This window comes from Rhodococcus sp. MEB064 (genome assembly GCF_000834565.1).
In the GTDB taxonomy this organism is placed as follows: Bacteria; Actinomycetota; Actinomycetes; order Mycobacteriales; family Mycobacteriaceae; genus Rhodococcoides.
Map to the genome: position 1 here is coordinate 35,953 of NZ_JXQS01000002.1, position 23,888 is coordinate 59,840.

Genomic DNA, 23,888 nt, shown 5'->3' on the forward strand with positions numbered 1-23,888 from the left:
ACTAGTCTGGAGCCATGTCCGTCCGCACCGCTCTCGAACCCGGCACCGTCTCACCCGTTCTCGACGTTCCCAAGAACATCGAGCGTCCCGAGTACGCGTGGAAGAAGACCGTCCGCGAGGGTCACGAGCCGTGGGTGCAGACGGCGGAGACCATCGAGAAGATGCGCCTCGCCAGTCGTATCGCCGCTCGCGCACTGCAGGAAGCGGGAAAGGCCGTCGCTCCCGGCGTCACGACGGACGAGCTCGACCGCGTCGCGCACGAGTACATGATCGACCACGGCGCGTATCCGTCGACGCTGGGCTACAAGGGTTTTCCCAAGTCCTGCTGCACGTCGCTGAACGAGGTCATCTGCCACGGCATCCCGGATTCGACGGTGGTGCAGGACGGGGACATCGTCAACATCGACGTCACCGCATACATCGACGGGGTGCACGGGGACACCAATGCCACGTTCCTCGCGGGCAACGTCTCGGATGAGGCCCGACTGCTCGTCGAGCGCACTCACGAGGCCACGATGCGCGCCATCAAGGCGGTCAAGCCGGGTCGCGCACTCAACGTCGTCGGCCGAGTGATCGAGGCGTACGCCGACCGCTTCGGATACGGCGTGGTCCGTGACTTCACCGGGCACGGCATCGGCACCACCTTCCACAACGGCCTCGTCGTGCTGCACTACGACGAGCCGTCCGTCGAGACGGTCCTCGAGCCGGGCATGGTCTTCACCATCGAGCCGATGATCAATCTCGGCGGTGTGGAGTGGGATCAGTGGAACGACGGCTGGACCGTCGTCACGCGCGATCGGTCGTGGACGGCGCAGTTCGAGCACACCCTCGTCGTCACCGACACGGGCGCTGAGATTCTCACCCTCCCTTGACCGTTCGCGGCGCCATCCTCGTCGCCGGAACCACCTCCGATGCCGGCAAGAGTGTCGTCGTGGCCGGCCTGTGCAGACTGCTCGCGCGGCGCGGGGTGCGGGTCGCGCCCTTCAAGGCGCAGAACATGTCGAACAATTCCGTCGTCACTCTCGACGGAGGTGAGATCGGGCGGGCGCAGGCACTTCAGGCCAGAGCATGCGGACTGGAACCCAGTGTTCGATTCAACCCGATACTTCTCAAGCCCGGTGGCGACAGGACCTCGCAGCTGGTGGTGCGTGGCCGAGCCACCGGCACTGTCGGGGCGGCCGACTACATGACGTACCGCGACCGGTTACGGACCGTCGTCGCGGACGAACTGCGGTCGCTGCGTGAGGATTTCGATGTCGTCGTCTGTGAGGGTGCGGGATCTCCGGCCGAGATCAACCTCCGTGCCACGGACCTTGCCAACATGGGTCTCGCGCGCGCGGCCGACCTACCGGTGATCGTGGTGGGCGACATCGACCGTGGCGGTGTACTGGCGCATTTCTTCGGGACGCTCGCAGTACTCGAACCCGAGGATCAGGCGCTGATCGCAGGCTTCGTGGTGAACAAGTTCCGGGGGGACCCCTCCTTGCTGCAACCAGGTCTGGACACGCTCGCAGAGCGAACAGGTCGGCCCACATTGGGAGTCATCCCGTTCAGCGAGGGTCTGTGGCTCGACGCCGAGGACTCCTTGGGGACGGTGGCCGATGCGCCGCTCGGACGACCTGCCGCCCCTCTCGGATCGCAGTGGCTGCGCGTGGCGGCCATCCGCTTGCCGCGTATCTCGAATTCCACGGATGTGGAGGCTCTGGCCTGTGAGCCGGGTGTCACCGTGCACTGGGCCACCGATCCGTCCCGGCTCACCGATGCGGACCTCGTGGTCGTCCCGGGATCGAAAGCGACGGTGCACGATCTGGACTGGTTGCGCCGCACCGGTATCGCCGACGAACTCGCGCGCCGCGCCGAGCGCGGTGCGCCGGTCCTCGGAATCTGCGGTGGTTATCAGATGCTGGGCCGAACCGTGACCGACTCGGTGGAGTCCGATGCGGGCGTCGTCGCGGGGCTCGGGCTGTTGGACCTCGACATCGAATTCGGCGCGGACAAGGTGTTGGCGCAGGTCACCGGTTCGCTCGATGGAAAGGTGCTGCGCGGCTACGAGATCCACCATGGTCGGGTCGTCCGCACCGGCGACGCGTCCTGGTTCACCGGCGGCGACGACGAGCCCGAGGGGAGTGTCCGGGGGAGTGTTCGCGGTACGCATTGGCACGGGTTGCTGGAGAACGACGACTTCCGCCGTGCCTATCTCACGAACGTCGCGGATCAGGCAGGCCGCCGCGGCTTCGTCGTAGCTGCCGATACGGACGTCGACGCGATGCGTAACGCCCAGGTGGACCTGCTCGCCGACCTGGTCGAGAACTCGCTCGACATCGAGGCGGTCCTGTCGCTCATGGCGGAGGGTGCTCCGCCGTCATTGCGGACCCTCGAGGTGCGGTGAACGTGTCGAGCCGGTGTCAGCGTTCGGGTAGCGTCCATTCCCATGCAGCAGCAGACCGTCACACTGCCCTCGGGTGATCTCGTCGTGCGACTCGACGGGCCGGACAGCGGTCACGCCGTCCTTCTGCTTCCCGCCACCGACGACGCTGCCGACTCCTTCGACGACACGGCAGCCCGGCTGACCACGTCGGATCTGCGCACCGTGGTCCTCGAACCGGGTGCGGACCCGTCGGATACGGACCTGATCGCACTGCTCGACACGCTCGGACTTCCCTGGGTCAATCTGGTCGGGAGGGGAGCGGGCGCGGACCGCGCATGGTCTCTCGCAGCGCGGACGTTCGGTCGAGTGTCGAGCCTCGTCGTCATCGACCGTGGGCATCCGGCTACACGCGGCGAAAGTTGCCCCGCAGTGGAACTGAGAACCACGATGGTCGTCGCCGACCCCACCTTCCGTGACGACGCCTCCGCGAGCAGCCGGTACGTCTACGGTGACTACCGCGTGATCACGCTCGACGCCGCCGACCCCGACGCCGCTGCAGCCGCACTGGCGACGGAGATCGTGATGCGCACCAGCGCCTGGTGACTCATTCGCCGGGTGCGGTGAGGTAGTCGTTGCCGTGGGAGTCGCGGATGTGGACGATGCCTCGGAGCATGCGGTAGTGCCATTGTCTGCGGGTCTTCAATCCGTGGTGCCGGCGACACAAGGGTTCGAGGTTGCCGGTGACGGTCCAGCCGCCCTTGTGTGGGTCGGTGTGGTCGAACGGGACGACGTGGTCGAGGTCGCAGTCCTCACTGGGCACCGCGCATCCCGGATGGACGCACGTCGGATACAGCGCTGTCACCACAGCCGCGACCGCCTCCGATGGGCGGTAGGTCAGTGCCCCGTCCGGGGGCACGGCGAAGCCCCGTGGCCGTCGGGGTTGTCGACGGCACGGTCGAGTGCTGAGGGTGGGAGTGTGCGGAGGTACTCGACCTGCTCCCTGACTTTCCTGGCTTTCGCGCTGCGGACGTTGCCGGAAGTAGGTGTCCAGCCCGGCGGCATGCGGCGGGTGCGGCGTACTTCCCGACCGTCGACCGGAACCGGTGGATCGGACTCCGGGTCTGGTGGGTGGTGTTCGCTGTCGCGCGCGGCGGTGATGAGTGCTTGCCACGTCGCATCCTCTGCGATGCGACGAGCCACATCAGCCGGGACCGGTCCCCAGCCGACGAGGTGACCGGGTTCCCCCGCCAACCCCGCCGCCGTCGCAGCATCGAGAACGATGACCGCATGGTTGGCCGGTTCACTCGACACGGTCCCGGTCAGAATCGCGTGCGCGGCGTCGAACAACCGCGCCGGCAGCGACGTCGGATCGGTCACTCCCCGCGCGGCGGCGACGATGTTCCGCCACATCGCCGCGACCTTCTCCGCCGGACCACGGATCATCAGCTCCGCCTCACCGCGAGGCAGCTTCCGCACCGTCGCCGCACGCTCCAGCGCCGCCCGCTCCCGGACGACCCTGTGCCACTCCGCATCGAAGTCGGCGAGGATCCGGTCGATCGCCGACGCCACCGCACCCGGGGTACACCGGGATGCGGCAGCGATCACCCGCTGCAGCAACGCTTCGGTCGCGTTCGGAACCCCGGCCAACGACCGGCACACCGTGCGGAACGCCGCGTACGCCAACCGGCCCGCAGCGAACGCTTCCTGCACCGCCGGCCGGGCCGTACGGGTCAGGAACAGCCACTCCGTGACCGTGCCCGTGGACACCGACAATGCTGACGCGACCTCCGCCACCGCACACGCTTCGGCGGCATCGGCGTCGAACACCCCACCCGGACCGAGCACCGCGGGACGACGCGATTCCTCGTGAACGTAGGCGCACGACGCGGCGACGGTACGGGCGAACGACGCTTGGGCGTCGACCTTCGCCGACACCAACACATCGACGGAAACTGTTGCGTCGTACACGAATTCACCCCCCGGTGATACCCCGATCAAGCCGCCCCCCGACGACCTGACCAAACACTAACCCAGCCCACCGACACGAATCAGCGTGGCGCGAGTTTCCACATCCCGACGTCGCACCGGCCGTCGCCGTGGTCGCCTGCAGCCACCACGGTGCCGTCCGCTCGCAGGCCGAGGGTGTGCGCCGAGCCTGCAGCGATCGCAACGATGTCCCGCCAGAATGCGACCTCGCACTGTCCGCGACTGTCGTCACCGACTGCGACGACGCGACCGTTTTCGAGTAGGCCGACCGTGTGGCTGCTCCCGGCCGAGATGCCCACGACGCTCGACCAGCCCGATACCTCCGAGGAATGGTCGCCGGCGATCGATACGTGTCCGTCCTCGTGCAGAGCGGCGGAGTGCAGGTAGCCGGCGGAGACAACCCTGACGCCTCTCCATCCCTCGACGGCGCACTGGCCTCGCTGGTTGTTCCCGACGGCTGTCACGGTGCCGTCGGAGAGAAGTCCGACCGAATGCCAGTCACCGGCGGCCACGGCAACGACATCCGTCCACGAGGAGACCCAGCAGGCACCCTCGGTGCGGCGGCCGACGGCGAGCACGGTGCCGTCGGCACGCACGCCGAGGGTGCGTCTCCACCCGGCCGCCACTCCGACGACGTCGGACCAGTCGGCGACGTCGCACTGGCCGTGGGCATTCCACCCTGTCGCCACGACGGAGCCGTCGGACCGCAGTCCCACGGTGTGCGACCGACCGGTGTTGCGCGCCGTGTGTACGTTTCCCGCGGCCACGGCGACGACGTCGGTCCAGTGCTCGAGTCGGTGCTGGGACAGATCGCCCGCGCCCACCACCGAGCCGTCGGCGCGCACTCCGACGGAGTGCCGGCGGCCCGCAGCGAGGACAGTGGGCGGGGACGTCTCGTCAGTCCAGATCGAGTCCGAGGAGGGCATTCTCGACGACCTCGGGCAGCGCCGGGTGGATCCAGTACTGGCCGCGAGCGACCTCGTCGACCGTCTGACCGAACGTGATCGCCTGGATCAACGGCTGGATCACGGTCGGTGCCTGCTCGCCGATGATGTGAGCGCCCAGGATCTTTCGAGTCGCACGATCAGCGACGATCTTGCACAGACCCTCGTCGTCCTCCATCGCCCAGCCGTACGCCACGTCGGCGTACTTCTGAACCTTCACAGCGACGTCGTATCCCTGGTCGCGCGCTTCCTGTTCCGTGAGGCCGACCTCCGCGATCATGGGATCTGTGAAGACCGCGGACGGAACGTATCGGTGATCGAACCTCGACCATCCGGTGGTGTCGGTCCACGAGGTCTTCAGGACGTTCTCCTGAACGACCCGCGCCTCGGCGTTGGCGACGTGTTTGAGCTGGTACGGCGACGACACGTCGCCGAGGGCGAACACGCCCTCCGCCGTCGTCCGGCCGAACTCGTCCACGACGATCCGGCCGTCGGGGTGCACGTCGATACCGGCCTCGGCTGCTCCGATGAGATCGCTGTTGGGTGCGCGTCCGATGGCGACCAGAAGTGCGTCACCCCGAATCTCCGCGCCGTCCGAGAGCGTCACCACGACGTCGTCTCCGTCACGGCGGACAGCGGTGGCGTCGACACCGAGCCGGACGTCCCACTTCTTCCGCGCGAGGTCCGTGAACTGCTGCGAGATCTCGGCGTCGGACTTACGGAGCAGCCGTTCCTTGCGGGCCAGCATCGTGACCCGAGAACCCAACGCGGAGAACACGTGCGCGAACTCGGCGGCGATGTATCCGGACCCCAGGACGATCAGATGCTCCGGCAGTGAGGGCAGCCGCATGATGTCGTTGTTGGTGTGGAACGGCACCCCGCTCTCGGTGATGAAATCCGGCACCGTGGCGCGTGATCCACTGGCGACGACCACGCGGTCCGCGGTGATGATGCGCCCGTCGCCGGTGTCGATGCGCCTCGGGCCGACGAACGTCGCGTGACTGCTGAAGAGCGTCACGTTGGCGCTGCCCTCGCGCCGATACTTCTCGCCGCCCTCGGCGATGGGGTCGATGCGGCCGAAGACGCGGTCGACGATGTCCGTCCACCGCACCTTGTCGATGTGCGCATCGATGCCGTACTTCGACGCGGTGGTGATCGCGCGAGCTACCTCGGCCGCGTAGACGAACATCTTGGTCGGGATGCACCCGACGTTGATGCAGGTGCCGCCGAAGATCGACTCCTCGAACATGGCCACGGACAGTCCGTCGAAGCGCTCGTCGAGAATGGTGTTGGCGGAACCGGATCCGATGATGGCGAGGTCGAAGTGCTGCTCCGTCGTCATGAGCCTGTCGCCAGTTCTGCGTGGTCGCCGCCGGACGGCGCGGCCTCGAGGTGCCCGTCACGGCGTTGACGCAGCCAGTCGTCCATCTCGGCGAATGCGCGAGCGAGAGGGTCGGTCGTCGACAGGAACACGTCGTGGCGGGCGCCCTCGATGGGCACGATGGTCGTGCGGTTGCCGAGACATCCTGCCCACCGGGCGATCTGGCGGACGTCGAGGACCGCGTCGGCGGCGTCCACGTCGGGAATGTAGGTCTTCGAGAACCGGGTGACCTTGCTCCGCAGGATCAGCGACGGCACACCGATGTCGAGGCCCCTGTGCAAGGTGGCGTGTCCGCGGCGCACGGCGCGGATCCATCCGAGTTTGATCGGGAACCCGGCCAGCGGCTTCCACGACAGGTCGTAGTCCCAGTCGCCGTTGCCGCCGGAGCTGATCGACAACCCGTAGGTGTCCAGTCCGTCGCCGGGAAGCGAGCGCTTCGGCGCGACGCGGCCGATCAGGTCGATGGCGACGGTGCCGATGCTGCGGACGGCAGGCGGACCCTGGAGGTCGAACCACGGACTGTTCAGGATCAGACCGGTCACACCCGCGTTCACCGCACCTCCGCGGGTGCGTTCGAGGCGGTCCAACCACAGCGGGACGATGAGTCCGCCGGTGGAGTGCGCCGCCATCAGGACGTCCGCTCCGGTCTCGTCGCGCACGATCGTCAGCGCGCGGTCGAGTTCGGTGTCGTAGAGGGAGAGATCGGAGATGAAGTGTGGAGACTGGTTCGCCCCGATCGACCGGCCGCACTTCCGGAGGTCGAGCGCGTAGAACGCGTATCCCAGGTCGGCGAAGTGCTCGGCCAGGTGTCGCTGGAAGAAGTAGTCGGTGAAGCCGTGAACGTAGAGAACCGCTCTGGTCGGCGCCGTCGGGCCGGTCACCGAGCGGGTCAGGCGGACCAGGGTCGCCCGGACATCTCCCTCGCCGTCGGGGTCGGAGCCGAGCGGTATGGTCAGTTGCTCGTATTCGTCACCGAGTACGTCGGGCTCCCATGTAGTCACACTCACACAGTAATGGGCTTGTCGCAGCGGTGGCGAGGGGCACAATCGGGTACACAGCGCGTGATGAACCATCCGCACGATGCTCCGTTCGGGGCATCGATGGACGAAGGAAGTCGATCTAGCAGTGGGCGAACACGATCAGAACCAGCAGTCCGGGTCCTCTCGAACGGAGAGGACCGACGTCGTCCTGATCGGTGCGGGCATCATGAGCGCCACGCTCGGCACCCTCTTGCGCCAGGTCGAGCCGACGTGGTCCATCTCGATCTTCGAGCGTCTGGACGCCGCCGCCGCCGAGAGCAGTGACCCCTGGAACAACGCGGGCACCGGCCACTCCGCCCTGTGCGAGCTGAACTACACGCCGCAGAACAAGGACGGCACCGTCGACATCGCGAAGGCGCTGAACGTCAACGAGCAGTTCCAGGTCTCGCGCCAGTGGTGGTCGCACGCCATCGAGGCCGGCGTTCTCGCCGACCCGAAGAACTTCATAAACCCCATCCCGCACGTGAGCTTCGTCCACGGCGAGGACAACGTGAAGTATCTCCGGGCGCGCTACGACGCGCTGTCCGGCAACCCGTTGTTCCCCGGTATGGAGTACATCGACGACAAGGACGAGTTCGCACGTCGTCTCCCGCTGATGGCTGCCGGCCGCGACTACAGCGACCCCATCGCCCTCAACTGGTCGGAGGGTGGCACCGACGTCGACTTCGGTGCCCTGACCAAGCAGTTGCTGAACCACCTGGCCACCGAGGGCGCGTCGGTCAACTTCGGCCACGAGGTCCGCGACCTGTCCAAGAACTCGGACGGAACCTGGACGGTCAAGGTCTACAACGGCCGCACGGGCGTCACGCGCAAGATCGTCGCCAAGTTCGTCTTCGTCGGCGCCGGCGGCGGCGCGCTGCACCTGCTGCAGAAGTCGGGCATCTCCGAGGCCAAGGGCTTCGGCGGGTTCCCCGTCAGCGGTGAGTGGCTGCGTTGCACCAACCCCGAACTCGTCGCGCAGCATTCGGCCAAGGTGTACGGAAAGGCGTCCGTCGGAGCGCCGCCCATGTCGGTTCCGCACCTCGACACGCGCGTCATCGGCGGCAAGCCCGGCCTGCTGTTCGGGCCGTACGCGGGCTGGTCGCCCAAGTTCCTCAAGCAGGGCAAGATGACCGACCTGATCAACTCTGTCAAGCCCAACAACCTGTTCTCCATGCTCGGCGTCGGAGTCACCGAGATGGCGCTGACCAAGTACCTGGTCACCGAGTTGCTGCAGTCCGAGACGGATCGCGTGGAGACGCTGCGCGAGTTCATGCCGTCGGCGCAGGGCAGGGACTTCGAGATGGTCACCGCCGGACAGCGCGTCCAGGTGATTCGTCGCAAGGGCCGCGGCGGCGTCCTGGAATTCGGCACCGCCGTCATCAACGCGGGCGACGGAACCATCGCGGGTCTCCTCGGCGCGTCCCCGGGCGCCTCGACTGCCGTCCCGGCCATGCTCGACGTCCTGCAGCGCTGCTTCTCCGACCGCTATGCCTCGTGGGAGCCGGTTCTCAAGGACATGGTGCCGTCGTTGGGCACCAAGCTCGCCGAGAACTCGCGTCTGTTCGACGAGATCTGGTCGCACACCACCCGAGTCCTGCAGCTCGACACGACCACCACCGGTGGTCGGCAGGTCGCGCACTCCGGCACGGTGTGATACCAAAACCAGATGACGACGGCGACTGCAACACTCAAGCGATCCTGGGCACTCGACCTGTCGAACGAGACCCTCTACGAACTTCTCAAGCTTCGCGTCGAGGTGTTCGTGGTGGAACAGGCCTGTGCCTACCCGGAACTCGACGGTAAGGATCTTCTCTCCGACACACGGCACTTCTGGCTCGAGCGGGACGGCAACGTGGTCTGCACGCTGCGCCTGCTCGAGGAGCACGACGACGGCGAGAAGTCGTTCCGTATCGGCCGGTTGTGCACGCACCGGTCCTCGCGCGGGCAGGGTCACACCACACGAATCCTGCGCGCCGCGCTGGCCGAGGTCGGATCCTCGCCCTGCCGGATCAACGCGCAGAGCTACCTCGTGGACATGTACGCCAAGCACGGTTTCGCGCCCGACGGCGAGGAAGTTCTCGAGGACGGTATTCCGCACACGCCCATGCGACGCGGCGGCGGAACTCCGTGGAGCGAGGGGAACAAGGCCTGACCCACGCCGATCCACCGCGAGCACTGCCGGAGAAGCCCGTGAGATTCGGGCGCGGTCCCGCCACTGTGACGTGAGTCCTCCGACCCACGAAGCCAGATCGCCGGGTGCTCGCGACAACGCTGCGTGAGAAGACCACACGCTGCATCTTCTCGATTCCTCGGCGCGGTCACCGAGGTCGAACAGGACACTCGTTGAATCCCGGATTTCCGTTCTCTGCCATCGTCGGTCAGGACCGACTGCTCCTCGCGCTCGCCCTCAGCGCCGTACACCCCGGCATCGGTGGTGTTCTGGTGCGTGGGGAGAAGGGCACCGCGAAGTCCACCGCGGTGCGCGCGCTGACCGCTCTGCTGCCCCCTGTCGTCGACCAGTCCGGTGCGCGGCCGGCACGGCTGGTCGAACTTCCCGTCGGTGCCACCGAGGACCGGGTGGTCGGATCGATCGACTTCGAGCGCATCGTCCAGGACGGCACGCGCGCGTTCACACCCGGACTCCTCGCGGCGGCAGACCGAGGGATTCTCTATGTCGACGAGGTCAATCTCCTGCACGACCACCTCGTCGATCTGCTCCTCGATGCCGCCGCCATGGGCCGCGTCCACGTCGAGCGCGACGGCATCTCCCACTCCTACGCGTCGCGTTTCGTCCTCGTCGGCACCATGAACCCGGAGGAGGGGGAGCTGCGGCCGCAGCTGCTCGACCGCTTCGGTCTCGCCGTCGACGTCGCGGCCTCCCGTGACGTGGACACCCGCATGACCGTGGTGCGTCGCCGGTTGGACTACGAGCGCGACGCCGAGAACTTCGCCCGGACCTACGCCGACGCCGATGCGGACATCGCACGTCGCATCGCGGAAGCGGGACAGCGACTCCCCGACGTCGATCTGCCCGACACCGAACTGCGCCGCATCGCAGCCGTGTGTGCGGCCTTCGACGTGGACGGCATGCGCGGGGACCTCGTCGTCGCTCGGACGGCCACCGCCCACGCCGCGTGGCGTGGAGCGGACTCGGTCACCGAGGACGACGTCCGTGTCGCCGTCGAACTGGCCCTTCCACACCGTCGCCGACGCGATCCGTTCGACGCACCCGGGATGGCGGAGAACGAACTCGACGACGCGATGCAACGCGCGGCCGACGATGTCCGTGACAACGAACCCGAACCCGATCCCGATCCGGACGGTGGGGGCGCTCCCGAGCCGCCCTCCGCCGAACCGTCGTCCTCGACACCCGACGACGACGCGAGCGCTGACCAGACGAGCACATCGGACAGCGGACAGGAGCCGGCTCCGGCAGGCTCCGGTAACTCGGGCACCGCCGACGCCGGCGACGGATTCGACGCGCGTCTGCTACAAATCGACGGGGTCGGTGAGGGAGCTCCCGGTCGACGTTCCCGCGCCAAGGTCTCGTCGGGCCGAGTCGTGCGAGGCACCGATTTCACCGGCGGCTCACTGCATCTCGTCCAGACGCTGCTACGAGCCGCGGAACGACGCGGGGGATCGGCGGGGCGTCTCACGATCGCCGGCAGCGATCTGCGAGGAGTGGAACGCGAAGGGCGAGAAGGCAATCTGATCGTTTTCGTCCTCGACGCGTCCGGGTCGATGGCTGCACGCGATCGGCTCTCCGCCGTCACCGGCGCCGTCGTCTCGTTGCTGCGCGACGCCTACCGTCGCCGCGACCGCGTGGCCGTGGTGTCGGTCCGCGGCAGTGACGCCGAACTCGTTCTCCCGCCCACTCGATCGGTGGACGTGGCGGTCACCCGACTGAACGGCGTCCGCACCGGAGGGAAGACGCCGCTCGCATCCGGGTTCCTCGCGACCCGCGACGTCATCGCGCGTGAACGTATCCGGGAGCCGGGACGACGCGCTCTGGTGGTCACTCTCACCGACGGTCGCGCGACCGGCGGACCCGACCCGGTCGGCCGCGCCCGCTATGCGGCGGCCTTGCTGGCCAGGGACAAGGTGGCCTCCGTCGTCGTCGACTGCGAGTCGGGCATGATCCGGCTCGGTCTCGCTCGGGACCTCGCGACGGCGCTCCGCGGCACCTACATCTCGCTGCCGGAACTGTCGTCGGCCGGTGTGGCCGGCGTCGTCCGCGCGGCGGCGTGAGGAGATAACGATGCCTCAGGGAGTTCCGCTGCCCGGCAGCGTTCCGGACGACGGTCTGACCACGCGTCAGCGTCGCAACCTTCCCGTCCTCGCCGTGCACACCGGCCCCGGCAAGGGGAAGTCCACGGCAGCGTTCGGAATGGCGATGCGGGCGTGGAACCAGGGTTTCGACGTCGCCGTCTTCCAGTTCGTCAAGAGCGCGAAATGGAAGGTGGGGGAGGAGTCCGTCTTCCGCACGCTCGGAGATCTGCACGACGACACAGGCGTCGGCGGCGCCGTGGAGTGGCACAAGATGGGTTCGGGCTGGTCCTGGTCGCGTAAACGCGGTGACGAGGTCGACCACGCGGAGGATGCGCGCGAAGGATGGGCCGAGATCGCCTCGCGTATCCGCGACGAGCGGCACCGGTTCTACGTGCTGGACGAGTTCACGTACCCGCTGCACTGGGGGTGGATCGACGTCGACGAGGTCGTGTCGACTCTGGCGGATCGGCCCGGCAACCAGCACGTCGTCATCACCGGCCGCAACGCGCCGCAGGCCTTGATGGACGCGGCCGACCTGGTCACCGAGATGACCAAGGTCAAGCATCCGATGGACGCGGGCCGTAAGGGTCAGCGCGGGATCGAATGGTGAACGACCTGCCCGCTGTCGTCATCGCGGCGCCGTCGTCGGGAAGCGGGAAGACCACCGTCGCCACCGGCATCATGGGCGCTCTGCGAGCGGCAGGGCGTCGAGTCGCGCCGTTCAAGGTAGGACCGGACTACATCGATCCGGGCTACCACGCTGTCGCCGCGGGGCGGCCCGGCCGCAATCTCGACGCCGTCATGATGGGCCGCGACGCCATGGTGCCCTCACTCCGGTGGGGGTCGGCGGGGTGCGACATCGCGGTCGTCGAAGGTGTCATGGGCCTGTTCGACGGTCGGATCGACCTGTCCGAGGGTGCGGCCACCGAGCCGGGCGCCGAAGGGTCGACCGCCGCGGTGGCATCGGCCATCGGCGCGCCCGTCGTGCTCGTCGTCGACGCCCGCGGTCACAGCCAGAGCATCGGCGCACTCGTGCACGGATTCTCGACGTACGACCCGGCGGTCCGTATCGCCGGTGTGATCCTCAACCGAGTCGGCAGCCCCCGCCACGAGGCGGTGCTGAGACAGGCCTGCGATCGGATCGGCGTTCCGGTCATCGGGTCCGTTCCCCGCGCCGCCGCGCTCGAGGTCCCGTCACGGCACCTGGGCCTCGTCACGGCGGCCGAGCATGGATCCGCCGCAGTCGATGCAGTCTCCGCCATGACGGCGCTCGCGGCGCAGCACGTCGACCTCGAGGAACTGTCCCGCATCGCCGACTCCGCCCACGTGCCCGCCGGCACCGCCTGGGACCCCAGGGAGGCCGCGGGACCGACGGCGAACGCCGGCACGCCCGTGATCGCCATGGCGGGCGGACCCGCGTTCACGTTCGGGTACGCCGAGCACGTCGAGGTTCTGCGGGCGGCCGGCGCCGATGTCGCCGTGTTCGATCCGCGTCACGACCGACTCCCCGAGGGAACGTCCGGTCTCGTCGTCCCCGGCGGATTCCCCGAGCTCCATGCCGCCGAGCTGGCCGCGAACGAGCTTCTGCTGCACGATATTCGAGACCTCGTGGACGCGGGGCACCCCGTGCACGGCGAGTGCGCCGGGCTGCTCTACCTGGCGCAGTCGCTCGACGGACATCGGATGGCAGGCGTGCTGGACCTCGACGTGGAGTTCGGGAGTCGATTGACACTCGGATACCGGGACGCCGTCGCCGTGACGGACTCGGTCATGTTCGATGCGGGGACCAGGGTGACCGGGCACGAGTTCCACCGCACATCCGTCTCCCGACGCGGAACGGCCGACAACGCGTGGGGATGGCGGCGCGACGGCGCATCGCTCATGGAGGGTGCAGTGGCATCAGGGGGGCGAGTGCACGCGTCGTACCTCCACACGCACCCGGTCGCGACGGCCGCCGGCATCGCTCGGTTCGTCACGGCCGCCTGCCCGGTACGTGCCTGAGATCTTGCTCTCTTCCGCTTCATAGTTGCACTTCACAGACTTCTGGGGTTCAATGTCGTTTCAATACATACTTCAAGTATCTTTTGGCGCAGTTAACGGGGGCTGCACTCGACGAGAGGGTCTGTTCGATGCGCACGAGAAGTTTTCGCACCAAGAGTTCACTAGTAGTCGGCGCTGTCGGAATCACGTCAGCCGTACTCGGCATCGTCGCTCCGGCCACCGCACATGCGACGGATGTCAAGGGCTGCGTCATCGCGGAACCGGCCAGCGACACCGTCTGTCGCGGAATGGATCTCAACGGTGCGGACATGTCCGGCATGGATCTCTCCGGTGCCGACTTCTCGGACTCGAACCTCAGTGGGGCGAATCTGTCGGGCGCGATCGGATTCTCGGCTCGATTTACCGGGGCCGATCTGACCGGCGCGAACCTGCAGGGCTCGTCGTTCGGGCGTGCGGACTTCCACCACGCTCGCCTGTCGGGTGCGAACCTGGCGGATGCCGCGGTGTCGAACACTGTCCTGGACCAGGCTGATCTGACGCGAGCGAACCTGAGCAACACCGACTTCAGCGTGTCGTATCTGCGTGACTCGGACATGTCCTACGCACGATTCGCAGGTACGAAATTCTTCGGAGCGCAGGTGTGCGGCGCGAACATCTACGGCACCGACCCATCGGGCGCCAGCAATCTCGATACCTCGTGCACGGTGTCGACGGGGCCTATCTCCACGCCGAGCCCTGTGCCGGGAAACATCTTCGGGAGCTGACACCTCAGGCCGCGAGCAGCCCCTCGAGGTAGTCGAGCAGACGTGAGACCTCGCGGGGAGCTCCCAGGACGACGATCTTCATCCGATCGCGCTGGGCGTCGTATGCGGTGTTGACGCGGAGCGGCTCACCGTCGGGGCGGGCGTCGGTGGACGCTCTGGCCAGAAGTGCGCTGAGTCGATCCGCGGTCTCGCGATCGACGGTGTCGATGTCGACGATGGAGGTGACTTCCACGCGATGGTCGGTGCGCAGTGTCGACGCGGACTGGCCCGTGAACGTCTCGAGGTCCTCGGCCGAGATGCGGTACTGCTTGCCGATGCGGACGGCGGGAAGCCGCCCGGACCGCACGTACCCGCGGACCGTGCGCACGTGCAGACCCAACATGTCGGCTACATCGTCGACCGAATACATCCGCACTGTCACACAAACAACGTTAAACATCCCCTGTCCCGCACGTCAATTGGGACATGTACGTGCGAATCCAACGAAATCAGGGCAAGAGTGGCAACCTGGGACGAATGACCGTCACAGACCCGAGATTGATCCTGGGGCCCTTCGTCCGTTACGTCAGCACCGATCGTGCGACGTTCTGGGTCGAGACGTCCCAGTCCTGCACCGTCACCGTCACCACCTCGACCGGCGTCTCGGTCGAGGAGAAGACCTGGGGAGTACACGGTCACCACTACGCGCTCGTCGCCGTGGAAGGTCTGCCGCAGAATTCCACCGTCGACTACACCGTGTCGATAGACGGCGGACAGGTCTGGCCGACGGACGGCCACCCGTCCGTCGTGCACACGATGTGCGAAGACGAGCCGATCACCGTCGCCTTCGGGTCCTGCCGACGCGGTGACACGTACAGCGAGGAAGCGCTCACCCGCATCGGTGCGGACGCCCTCGTGGGCCTGGCCGATCGAGTCGCCGGCGAGGAGCCCGACGACTGGCCGGATCTGCTGGTCTTCCTCGGCGATCAGGTCTACGCCGACGATCCGTCGCCCGAGATCGTGGAGCGCCTCCATGCGCGGCGCGAAGCCGGCGAGCGTGCAGCGGGTGCGCGCTCGGAGGACGTCGAGGACGAGATCTGCGACTTCGAGGAATACACCTGGCTGTACCAGGAGTCCTGGGGAGACGACCGCGTCCGCCGACTGATGGCGTCGGTTCCCACCTGCATGATCCTCGACGACCACGACCTGCGGGACGACTGGAACTCGTCGGCGGACTGGCGCCGGGACATCACGCAGAAGCCGTGGTGGGAGGACCGCGTCATCGGCGCGTTCTCGTCCTACTGGGTCTACCAGCACCTGGGGAACCTGTCGCCGCGCGAACTCGAGAACGACGCGATGTACGCGGCCGTCCGGTCGGCCGCCAGCGATTCCGAGCGCGAGGCGCTGCTCGCCGACTTCGCGCTGAAGGCCGATTCCGAGCCGTCCTCCGCCCGGTGGAGCTACCACCGCGACATCGGCAACACCCGTCTGATCATGATCGACAGCCGCTGCTCGCGCGATCTCTCGCCAGAACGCAGGGCCATGGTCGACGACGTCGAGTGGGCGTGGGTGCGGGAGCACACCTTGAACTCGGGTAAGGAGCACGTGCTGCTCGGCTCGTCGCTGCCGTTCCTCATGCTGCCGGGGCTTCACGCGGTCGAGCAGTGGAACGAGGCAGTCGCCCAGGGCGCGTGGGGTCCGCGCGTCGCCCGCTTCGGCGAGAAATTGCGCATCGCACTCGACCTCGAGCACTGGGCCGCTTTCGGCAAATCGTTCGGAGACATGGTCGATCTGGTCGACGAGGTCGTGGTCGGACCGTCCGCACCCAAGTCCGTGGTGTGGCTGTCCGGCGATGTGCACTGTTCCTACGTGGCCAAGGCGCAGACCCGCGTGTCGACGTCCACCTCGCTCTACCAGCTGACGATGTCGCCGTTCCGGAACCCGTTGAACCTGCCGATCCGGGCGGTCAACCGGCTCGCCATCCGTCGTCCGGTGGCGAAGATGCTCGCTCGGCTGGCGCGCAGTGCCAAGGCGGAACCGGTGCACGCGGAGTGGAGCGCGGAGGCCGGACCCTGGTTCGACAACGGAGTCATGTCGTTGACCACCGATTCGCAGGCGCTGCGGCTCGAGGTCGACCACGCGTCCGTGGTGAACGGTCGCCAGACTCTGCGGACGACCGCGCGGTACGACCTCACGCCGTCCGGGGTGCGGGAGCGCTGACTGCACTGCCGGTAAGGTCACCCGACGTGGACGCGACCGAATCTCCTTACCTGGCAGGGCTCGATCTGGCCGGTCGTCGCGTGGTCGTCGTCGGTGGAGGCAGCGTCGCGCAGCGGCGACTCCCGCTGCTGGTGTCGTGTGGCGCGAAGGTAACCGTCATCACACGCGAGGCGACGCCTGCCGTCGAGGGGATGGCCAGCTTCGGCCAGATCGACCTCGAACTCCGCGATTACCGCGACGGGGACCTGGGCGAGGCATGGTACGCCATCGCCTGCACCGACGAGGCCGAGACCAACGCGGCGATCGTCGCCGAGGCCGCCCGGTCCCGCATCTTCTGCGTCCGCGCGGACGTCGCCAAGGACGGCACCGCCGTCACCCCGGCCAGTGCCGAGTACGACGGTCTGACAGTCGGTGTGCTCGCGAGTGGAGAACACCGCCGATCCGCTGCCGTCCGCAACGCCGTTCTCGACGGTCTGCAGTCCGGTGCCATCGCGGACGCTCCCGAGAAGTCGGTCGCCGGTGTCGCACTCGTGGGCGGCGGCCCCGGTGATCCGGACCTGATCACCGTGCGCGGCCGTCGGCTCCTCGCCCGCGCCGACGTCGTCGTCGCGGACAGGCTCGCGCCGCCGGAACTGCTGGCCGAACTGGGGCCGCACGTCGAGGTCATCGACGCGTCGAAGATCCCGTACGGCCGGTTCATGGCTCAGGAGGCCATCAACGACGCGCTCATCACCCACGCGAGAGCCGGAAAGTTCGTCGTCCGGCTCAAGGGCGGTGACCCGTACGTGTTCGGTCGCGGTTACGAGGAACTCGAGGCGTGCACCGCTGCCGGAGTCCCGGTGACCGTGGTGCCCGGGATCACGAGTGCCATCTCGGTCCCGTCGGCCGCCGGCATCCCCGTGACGCACCGCGGCGTCACCCACGAGTTCGTCGTCGTCAGCGGTCATCTGCGTCCCGACCACCCCGACTCGCTGATCGACTGGCCGTCACTCGGACGCCTCCGCGGCACCATCGTGCTGTTGATGGCCGTCGAGCGCATCGGTGCCTTCGCGGACGTGCTGGTCGAGAACGGCCGTTCGGCAGACACACCCGTCGTGGTCGTGCAGGAGGGGACGACGCGGTCGCAGCGTGTCGTCCGCGCCGATCTGTCCACCGTCGCCGATCGGGTCCGCGAGGAGAACGTGCGCCCACCCGCCATTATCGTCATCGGACCCGTCGCGGGCTTCGATGCCGCGGCCGCGATCGGAGCAGCGTCGTGACCCGACCCATGACCTATCCCGTGACCGAGCGCGCGTTCGGCCTCGCCATCATCGCCCTGTCCGGGATGCAGCTCATGGCCGTGCTCGACGGCACCGTGGTGAACCTCGCGCTTGCTCCTCTGCAGGCCGAACTCGGACTCAGCGACGCCGGACGCAACTGGGTCGTGTCCTCGTACGTCCTGGCGTTCGGTGGCCTGATGCTCCTCGGCGGACGGATGGGTGACGCATTCGGCCGTAAACGCATGTTCCTTCTCGGAGTCGCGCTGTTCACGATCGCCTCCGCCGCCTGTGGACTCGCGCAGAACGAGGCGATGCTGGTGCTGGCGCGCGTCGTGCAGGGCGCCGGCGCCGCAGTGGCATCACCGACAGCGTTCGCCCTGGTGGCGACCACGTTCGCGCCCGGTCCCGTTCGTAATCAGGCCATCGCGATCTATGCCGCCATGACCGGCGTCGGATCCTTCTCCGGCCTGATCATCGGCGGCGCCCTGACCGAGGTGTCGTGGCGGTGGATCTTCCTGATCAACGTCCCCATCGGCATCGCGATCCTGGTGCTGGGGTCGCGGGCGCTGACGGAGACGGCGGGGGAGCGAGCTCCTCTGGACGTGCCCGGCGCCATCCTCGCGACGCTGGGGTCGACCGGGGTCGTGTTCGGCATCGTCGAGGGACCCGAGCGCGGGTGGACCGACGTCGTCACCGTCACGGCGATCCTGGCCGGTCTGCTCCTGCTGCTGGCATTCCTCATGGTCGAGCGTCGCGCTCGGAACCCGCTGCTGCCGTTCGAGCTGTTCCGCGACCGAGATCGCGTAGCGACCTTCGTCGCCATCTTCTTCTCCGGCGGTGCCCTGTTCGCGATGACGGTGATCGTCGCGGTGTTCGTCCAGGACGTCCTGGACTACAGCCCGTTGCGCGCCGGTATCTCCTTCATTCCGTTCGGCGGCGGCATGGCCCTCGCGGCGATCGCATCCGCGTGGCTCGCTCCGCGCGTCGCCCCCCGGTGGATCATTGCGACCGGCGCTGTCCTCACGGTCGGCTATCTACTCTTCGCGTCGACCATCACCGTCGACTCGACCTACTGGAAGAACCTGTTCCTCCCGATCGGCGGCATCGGCTTCGGCGTCGGGCTCGCGGTGATCGCTCTCCCTCTCTGCGCGATCGCCAATGTCGATCAGAAGAACATCGGGCCGCTCACCGCCATCTCGCTGGTCGCCCAGAACTTGGGCGGACCGCTGGGCCTCGCCGTGGTCAGCGCGCTGGCGGCGTCGAAGACGCTCTCACTCGGTGGCCGCACCGGATCCGCCGTGGACATGACCAGGCCGGAGATCGTCGCCCTGGGCGAGGGGTACACGTTCGCGTTGCTCGGCTGCGCCGTGCTGGCAGCAATCGCGGCGATCGCGGCGCTGTTCATCCGCTACAGCGCTGCCGACGTCGCCCAGGCCAAGGCTGCTCAGGACGCCGTTCACCGCTGACGGTGCAGGTCGGCGTCGTTCGCGGCGGCGTGCCCCGATTCCCAGCCCTCCGCGTCGAGGCGTGGGCCGCGCACCGTACGCGCACGCGGGAAGAGCCGTTCGAACTCCGCGTCCACGGCCACCGTCTGGGCGGCCAGCATCGGAAGCAGGTCACCGGTCTCCCGGCTCGCTTCCTCGAGCACGTGGGCATCGGCTTCCTCGAGGCGTTCGCCGATGCGGACTGCATACGAGTAGAGGAAGGCTTTGCCGAACGCGCCCGAGGACGCGCCCTTTCGCTTCTTCGCCTTGGGGGAATGGGACAGCGCTCTGGTCGCCTGGATCAGCAGTGACGTGAACAGGATCTCGGTCTGCTCCACGTCCACGGGAGACCCGACGACCGTGCCCACCGCGAAGTCCTGATCCCAGATGGTCTTGACGCGGTTGACCGTCGCGACGACATGCAGCAACTGCGCTTTCGCAGCGGAGTGAGGATTGTCGACGTGGATGCGCCTGCTGACGATGTCGGAACGGCCCTCGGTCAGCACCAGAGAATCGATGGAGTACTTCGTCATCAACTCCTGGGCCTTCGCGGTGAACGTGTCGGCCTCGTCCTCGAACTCGGTCGCATCCGCCTTGGCCAGGAGGCCGCGGATACGCCCCAGCATCTTCGAGTCGGTGCTTCCCGTCGGCCGGCGGTCACCGGTCGGTCCTCCCGCCGTCCGGCGTGCCGGCCACTGGGAGGGCAGCGAACCGATGCGGGGCCAGTGCGGGAGCGACTGCCACTGGCCGAGCAAGGACAGCACAGCGATCCACTGATCGTTGACGGCGATGTAGTCGCTCTTCCCACCGACCCGTAGGCGGGCCGCCAGGAAATTCGGGTCGGGCTTTCCTGGCGATACCGCATCGGGATGCGCGTCGGCGATCTCACGGAGGTGCCGCAGCCATTCCTCGGGTGCGCGGGTCGCGGCGCGCGTCAGATCGGCGTCGTGCAGGATCGCCGCGGCCGCCAGCGTCGTCACCGCGGCGCTCTGCTGCCGTCGGACGACGTGCAGTAGGTCGAGCGGCTGCCAGCCGGCTTCGTACGCCGCGTCGATCGTCGTCGTCAGCGCGTGCGAGCCCAGCCCCAGCGGATCGAACTGCTGGTAGGCGATCAGCTGGTCCGCGACGTCGTCGACGGCTCTCATGTCGATTCCCCGTCCGAACGCGGCGTTCGCACCGCGCCTCAGGAGCTCGGGTACCGGGTTCATCGGGTCACCACGACGACTTCGGTCGGCGACGCGACCTCGGCCCGCAGGCCGGCCTTCGACGCCACCTGAGCGACGGCCCGGGCGGTCGTCGGCTCCGCGCGCGTCACCGTCAGGGCTCGTGCGAGCAGACCCTTGTGATGTTTGATGAAGTGGCTGACCACGGTGCGCGAACCGTCGGGCTGCTCGGTGAGGACCGTGGCGGTGATCGCGCCGGGAACGGGCCCGAGATCGCGGTAGACACCGGACCGTAGATCGACGACGAGGCCGTCCGCGGCGGCGGAGATGGCCGCCGGCAGCTGGGGCTTCCACAGGGCACGCAGGGTCGGGAGGTCCGGTAGCGCTGATCCGCCCGACAGCCGGTAGGCCGGTACGTGGTCGTGGGCCCGTACGGCTCCGAAAAGCGCGGAGCCGATCGCGAGGCGTGCCTGCGCCCTGGCCCTCTGAGCGCGCGTGAACGACGCGGCATCGAGGGCGTCGTACAGCACGCCGGTGTAGCGCTCGAGTGCCGGCCTGGTGGGCGACACGGTGAGCGCGGCGTTGCGTTCGATCTCGTCGTCCTGCTTCGGGGACAGGCCGAGAGCCGACCGCGACGCGTCGACGTCGTCGGCGAGGGAGACCAGCGCATCGATCAGGGCGGAGCGCGTCGCCGTGAGTTCGGGGAGCCAGAGCTGGTCGAGGTCGAGCGGACCGCCGCGACCGCCGGTCGACTTGGTTTCGGACGGGGGGAGAAGAACCAGCACGGCCCGAACGGTACCCACTCGCGCACGGACTAGGATTTGCGGCTGTGATCACGCGTCTGTCCCACCTGTTCCTGCGCACTCTCCGCGACGACCCTGCCGATGCCGAGGTGCCGAGCCACAAGCTGCTGGTGCGTGCGGGCTACGTCCGCCGCATCGCCCCCGGCGTGTATTCGTGGCTGCCGCTCGGACTCCGCGTCCTGCGACGCGTCGAGCAGGTGGTGCGTGAGGAGATGAACGCCATCGGTGGCCAGGAGATCTCGCTGCCCGCGCTGCTGCCGCGCGAGCCCTACGAGGTGACGAACCGGTGGACCGAGTACGGCGACGGGCTGTTCCGTCTCAAGGACCGCAAGGGCGTCGACATGCTCCTCGGGCCCACGCACGAAGAGTTGTTCGCGCTCACCGTGAAGGGTGAGTACAGCTCCTACAAGGATCTGCCGGTCACGCTCTACCAGATCCAGACCAAGTACCGCGACGAGGAACGGCCCCGCGCGGGCATTCTGCGTGGCCGCGAATTCGTCATGAAGGACTCCTACTCCTTCGATCTGGACGAGGCCGGTCTGAAGACGTCGTACGAGGCGCATCGCGAGGCCTACCAGCGCATCTTCGAGCGGCTCGGTGTCTCCTACGTCATCGTGGCCGCGACGTCGGGCGCGATGGGCGGTAGCGCGTCCGAGGAGTTCCTGGCCGAGTCCGTCGTCGGCGAGGACACCTACGTCCGGTGCATCGAGTCCGGCTACGCCGCCAATGTGGAGGCCGTGATCACCCCGGCCCCGGAAACGACGTCACTGGAGGGCCTGCCCGAGTCCACGGTGTACGAGACCGGAGACACCCCGACCATCGCCACGTTGGTCGAGTGGGCCAACGGCGCGGACCTGGGCCGGACCGTCACGGCGGCGGACACCTTGAAGAACGTCCTGCTGAAGACCCGTATCCCCGGCGGGGACTGGGAACTGCTGGCTGTCGGTGTCCCCGGCGACCGTGACGTCGACGAGAAGCGACTCGAAGCATCTCTCGCCCCCGCCGAGTTCGTCATGCTCGGTGACGCGGACTTCGCCGCCAACCCTTTCCTCGTCAAGGGATACATCGGCCCGAAGGCGTTGCAGGACAACGGTGTCCGTTACCTGGTGGACCCCCGTGTGGTCACCGGAACGGCCTGGATCACCGGAGCGAACGAGAAGGGCAAGCACGTCGTCGACCTCGTCGTCGGACGAGACTTCGTCCCCGACGGCACGATCGAGGCTGCCGCCGTCCGTGACGGCGACATGTCGCCCGACGGCCGTGGTCCGCTGGTGACCGCCCGCGGAATCGAGATCGGTCACATCTTCCAGCTGGGCACCAAGTACACCGACGCGTTCTCGGTGGACGTCCTCGGTGAGAACCAGAAGCCGGTCCGGCTGCTGCAGGGGTCGTACGGCGTCGGTGTCTCACGCCTCGTCGCCGTCATCGCCGAGCAGATGCACGACGACAAGGGCCTGCGGTGGCCCGCGTCCGTGACGCCCGCAGACGTGCACATCGTCATCGCCAACAAGGATGCTGCCGCGCGCGAGGGTGCCGAGGCGCTGGCCGCCGAACTCGATGCGCACGGTCTCGAGGTCGTCCTCGACGATCGCCCCAAGGTTTCGCCCGGCGTCAAGTTCAAGGACTCCGAGTTGATCGGAATCCCGTTGATCGTCGTGCTCGGGCGCGGCTGGGCCGACGGCACCGTGGAGCTGAAGGATCGTTTCACGGGCGAGACTCGGGACGTTCCCGCGGACTCGGCCGGCCAGGAGGTTCTTCGCGCAGTCGGGCGTCCCGTGTGACAGGCGACAACCTGCCTGCGGTGCTGGTCACGCTGGTCGGTGCGCGTCGAGTGCTGATGGTCGATCCGTCGACGTCGGAGCCCGCTCGTCGTGCGGCGGCGGCGGTCGGACCGCAGGGATCGGTCGTCGTCCTCGTACGGGACGGGGCGGCCGGGTGGAGTGACGGCGTCGAGGTCGTCGTCGGCGACCCCGTCGAGTCGTTGCCCCATCTGCGTACCGACGACGACACGACGTTCGGAGTCGTCACCGTCGACGTCACCCGGGCGTCCGTCGAGGACGCTCTGCAGTACGTCGAGTGGGCGTTGGTGCTGGGACGGCCGGGGACCGCACTGGTAGTCGGTGGTTCGGGTGATGCGTTCACCGCGGTGCGCGGCGCGCTCGACCGCCACCCGCGTATCGACGCGGCATCCTGGGACACCGGGGACAGTGCGCTGGCGGTCGCGGTCCTCACCGACCAGCGCTGA

General features: G+C 67.9%; 22 protein-coding genes. 14 read left to right on the plus strand and 8 right to left on the minus strand.

The genetic code is table 11. The features are described 5' to 3' along the window. The first annotated feature begins 14 nt into the window (after window positions 1-14). From map to RU01_RS00540, 3 genes are read left to right on the plus strand one after another with little or no spacing between them, the layout of a single operon-like run. Entirely contained in the window at window positions 15-872 is an 858-nt protein-coding gene (map, locus tag RU01_RS00530) for a type I methionyl aminopeptidase (protein WP_042572553.1), read from the plus strand. Next, window positions 869-2,389 (plus strand): cobyric acid synthase, encoded by a 1,521-nt coding sequence (locus RU01_RS00535; protein ID WP_042572554.1) that lies wholly within the window; start codon window positions 869-871, stop codon window positions 2,387-2,389. Before map ends, RU01_RS00535 begins: the two co-directional genes overlap by 4 nt. 42 nt (window positions 2,390-2,431) lie before the next feature. Continuing rightward, window positions 2,432-2,971 (plus strand): alpha/beta fold hydrolase, encoded by a 540-nt coding sequence (locus RU01_RS00540; RefSeq protein WP_042572555.1) that lies wholly within the window; start codon window positions 2,432-2,434, stop codon window positions 2,969-2,971. 1 nt (window position 2,972) lies between these two features. Here RU01_RS00540 and RU01_RS00545 read toward each other — a convergent pair whose 3' ends face one another. From RU01_RS00545 to RU01_RS00565, 5 genes are all read right to left on the minus strand, one after another. After that, window positions 2,973-3,188, minus strand: a complete 216-nt coding sequence (locus RU01_RS00545; RefSeq protein WP_156148722.1) for a hypothetical protein — start codon at window positions 3,186-3,188, stop codon at window positions 2,973-2,975. Between the two features lie 74 nt (window positions 3,189-3,262). Then, window positions 3,263-4,336, minus strand: a complete 1,074-nt coding sequence (locus RU01_RS00550) for a DUF222 domain-containing protein (RefSeq protein WP_197074644.1) — start codon at window positions 4,334-4,336, stop codon at window positions 3,263-3,265. Window positions 4,337-4,416: 80 nt separating this feature from the next. Then, entirely contained in the window at window positions 4,417-5,280 is an 864-nt protein-coding gene (locus tag RU01_RS00555; RefSeq protein WP_042572558.1) for an RCC1 domain-containing protein, read from the minus strand. Beyond that, entirely contained in the window at window positions 5,252-6,640 is a 1,389-nt protein-coding gene (mtr, locus tag RU01_RS00560) for a mycothione reductase (RefSeq protein ID WP_042572559.1), read from the minus strand. Before mtr ends, RU01_RS00555 begins: the two co-directional genes overlap by 29 nt. Beyond that, window positions 6,637-7,680, minus strand: a complete 1,044-nt coding sequence (locus RU01_RS00565) for an alpha/beta hydrolase (protein ID WP_042572560.1) — start codon at window positions 7,678-7,680, stop codon at window positions 6,637-6,639. The genes mtr and RU01_RS00565 overlap by 4 nt, the downstream gene beginning before the upstream one ends. A gap of 79 nt (window positions 7,681-7,759) precedes the next feature. Between RU01_RS00565 and mqo the strand changes: the two genes are divergently transcribed. The 6 genes from mqo (at window position 7,760) to RU01_RS00595 (ending at window position 14,735) form a co-directional block, all read left to right on the plus strand. After that, window positions 7,760-9,355, plus strand: a complete 1,596-nt coding sequence (gene mqo / locus RU01_RS00570; protein WP_082042777.1) for a malate dehydrogenase (quinone) — start codon at window positions 7,760-7,762, stop codon at window positions 9,353-9,355. 12 nt (window positions 9,356-9,367) lie between these two features. Beyond that, a complete protein-coding gene (locus RU01_RS00575; RefSeq protein WP_042572561.1) occupies window positions 9,368-9,853 on the plus strand; it encodes a GNAT family N-acetyltransferase in 486 nt (161 codons plus the stop codon). Between the two features lie 191 nt (window positions 9,854-10,044). After that, window positions 10,045-11,949, plus strand: a complete 1,905-nt coding sequence (locus RU01_RS00580) for a VWA domain-containing protein (protein WP_156148724.1) — start codon at window positions 10,045-10,047, stop codon at window positions 11,947-11,949. Window positions 11,950-11,959: 10 nt separating this feature from the next. After that, complete coding sequence (cobO, locus tag RU01_RS00585; RefSeq protein ID WP_042572699.1) at window positions 11,960-12,580, plus strand: cob(I)yrinic acid a,c-diamide adenosyltransferase; 621 nt, start codon at window positions 11,960-11,962, stop codon at window positions 12,578-12,580. Continuing rightward, on the plus strand, window positions 12,574-13,971 hold the full coding sequence (locus RU01_RS00590; RefSeq protein WP_042572562.1) for a cobyrinate a,c-diamide synthase: 1,398 nt from the start codon (window positions 12,574-12,576) through the stop codon (window positions 13,969-13,971). Before cobO ends, RU01_RS00590 begins: the two co-directional genes overlap by 7 nt. Window positions 13,972-14,099: 128 nt before the next feature. Then, window positions 14,100-14,735 (plus strand): pentapeptide repeat-containing protein, encoded by a 636-nt coding sequence (locus RU01_RS00595; RefSeq protein WP_052493054.1) that lies wholly within the window; start codon window positions 14,100-14,102, stop codon window positions 14,733-14,735. A 4-nt stretch (window positions 14,736-14,739) separates the two neighbouring features. On the opposite strand, the gene RU01_RS00600 is transcribed toward RU01_RS00595, so the two are convergent. Then, on the minus strand, window positions 14,740-15,156 hold the full coding sequence (locus RU01_RS00600) for a helix-turn-helix domain-containing protein (RefSeq protein ID WP_082042778.1): 417 nt from the start codon (window positions 15,154-15,156) through the stop codon (window positions 14,740-14,742). A gap of 95 nt (window positions 15,157-15,251) precedes the next feature. Here RU01_RS00600 and RU01_RS00605 point away from each other — a divergent pair, with 95 nt between their 5' ends. Genes RU01_RS00605 through RU01_RS00615 form a run of 3 tightly spaced genes read left to right on the plus strand, consistent with a single transcriptional unit; the run spans window position 15,252 to window position 19,659 of the window. Continuing rightward, window positions 15,252-16,934: an alkaline phosphatase D family protein gene (locus RU01_RS00605; protein ID WP_042572564.1), complete on the plus strand. Its 1,683-nt coding sequence runs from the start codon at window positions 15,252-15,254 to the stop codon at window positions 16,932-16,934. Window positions 16,935-16,960: 26 nt separating this feature from the next. Further along, window positions 16,961-18,193 (plus strand): uroporphyrinogen-III C-methyltransferase, encoded by a 1,233-nt coding sequence (cobA, locus tag RU01_RS00610; RefSeq protein WP_156148725.1) that lies wholly within the window; start codon window positions 16,961-16,963, stop codon window positions 18,191-18,193. Between the two features lie 8 nt (window positions 18,194-18,201). Continuing rightward, complete coding sequence (locus tag RU01_RS00615) at window positions 18,202-19,659, plus strand: MFS transporter (protein ID WP_042572702.1); 1,458 nt, start codon at window positions 18,202-18,204, stop codon at window positions 19,657-19,659. Here RU01_RS00615 and RU01_RS00620 read toward each other — a convergent pair. After that, entirely contained in the window at window positions 19,650-20,822 is a 1,173-nt protein-coding gene (locus RU01_RS00620; protein WP_231568545.1) for a DUF2786 domain-containing protein, read from the minus strand. The genes RU01_RS00615 and RU01_RS00620 overlap by 10 nt on opposite strands. A 59-nt stretch (window positions 20,823-20,881) precedes the next feature. Next, entirely contained in the window at window positions 20,882-21,625 is a 744-nt protein-coding gene (gene yaaA, locus RU01_RS00625; protein WP_042572566.1) for a peroxide stress protein YaaA, read from the minus strand. A gap of 44 nt (window positions 21,626-21,669) precedes the next feature. On the opposite strand from yaaA, the gene RU01_RS00630 reads away from it, so the two are divergent. Together RU01_RS00630 and RU01_RS00635 are read left to right on the plus strand one after the other, a co-directional pair. Beyond that, window positions 21,670-23,424 carry a proline--tRNA ligase gene (locus RU01_RS00630; protein WP_042572567.1) on the plus strand — a complete coding sequence of 585 codons (1,755 nt, stop codon included), beginning with the start codon at window positions 21,670-21,672 and terminating at the stop codon, window positions 23,422-23,424. Next, window positions 23,421-23,888, plus strand: a complete 468-nt coding sequence (locus RU01_RS00635; RefSeq protein WP_042572568.1) for a hypothetical protein — start codon at window positions 23,421-23,423, stop codon at window positions 23,886-23,888. The genes RU01_RS00630 and RU01_RS00635 overlap by 4 nt, the downstream gene beginning before the upstream one ends.

Bases quoted from the DNA above. Each gene is read 5' to 3' on its own strand.
- map (WP_042572553.1), top strand. From the start codon at position 15: ATGTCCGTCCGCACCGCTCTCGAACCCGGCACCGTCTCACCCGTTCTC.
- RU01_RS00540 (WP_042572555.1), top strand. From the start codon at position 2,432: ATGCAGCAGCAGACCGTCACACTGCCCTCGGGTGATCTCGTCGTGCGA.
- RU01_RS00555 (WP_042572558.1), bottom strand. From the start codon at position 5,280: ATGCCCTCCTCGGACTCGATCTGGACTGACGAGACGTCCCCGCCCACT.
- mtr (WP_042572559.1), bottom strand. From the start codon at position 6,640: ATGACGACGGAGCAGCACTTCGACCTCGCCATCATCGGATCCGGTTCC.
- mqo (WP_082042777.1), top strand. From the start codon at position 7,760: ATGCTCCGTTCGGGGCATCGATGGACGAAGGAAGTCGATCTAGCAGTG.
- RU01_RS00575 (WP_042572561.1), top strand. From the start codon at position 9,368: ATGACGACGGCGACTGCAACACTCAAGCGATCCTGGGCACTCGACCTG.
- cobO (WP_042572699.1), top strand. From the start codon at position 11,960: ATGCCTCAGGGAGTTCCGCTGCCCGGCAGCGTTCCGGACGACGGTCTG.
- RU01_RS00590 (WP_042572562.1), top strand. From the start codon at position 12,574: ATGGTGAACGACCTGCCCGCTGTCGTCATCGCGGCGCCGTCGTCGGGA.
- RU01_RS00595 (WP_052493054.1), top strand. From the start codon at position 14,100: ATGCGCACGAGAAGTTTTCGCACCAAGAGTTCACTAGTAGTCGGCGCT.
- RU01_RS00605 (WP_042572564.1), top strand. From the start codon at position 15,252: ATGACCGTCACAGACCCGAGATTGATCCTGGGGCCCTTCGTCCGTTAC.
- RU01_RS00615 (WP_042572702.1), top strand. From the start codon at position 18,202: ATGACCTATCCCGTGACCGAGCGCGCGTTCGGCCTCGCCATCATCGCC.
- RU01_RS00620 (WP_231568545.1), bottom strand. From the start codon at position 20,822: ATGAGAGCCGTCGACGACGTCGCGGACCAGCTGATCGCCTACCAGCAG.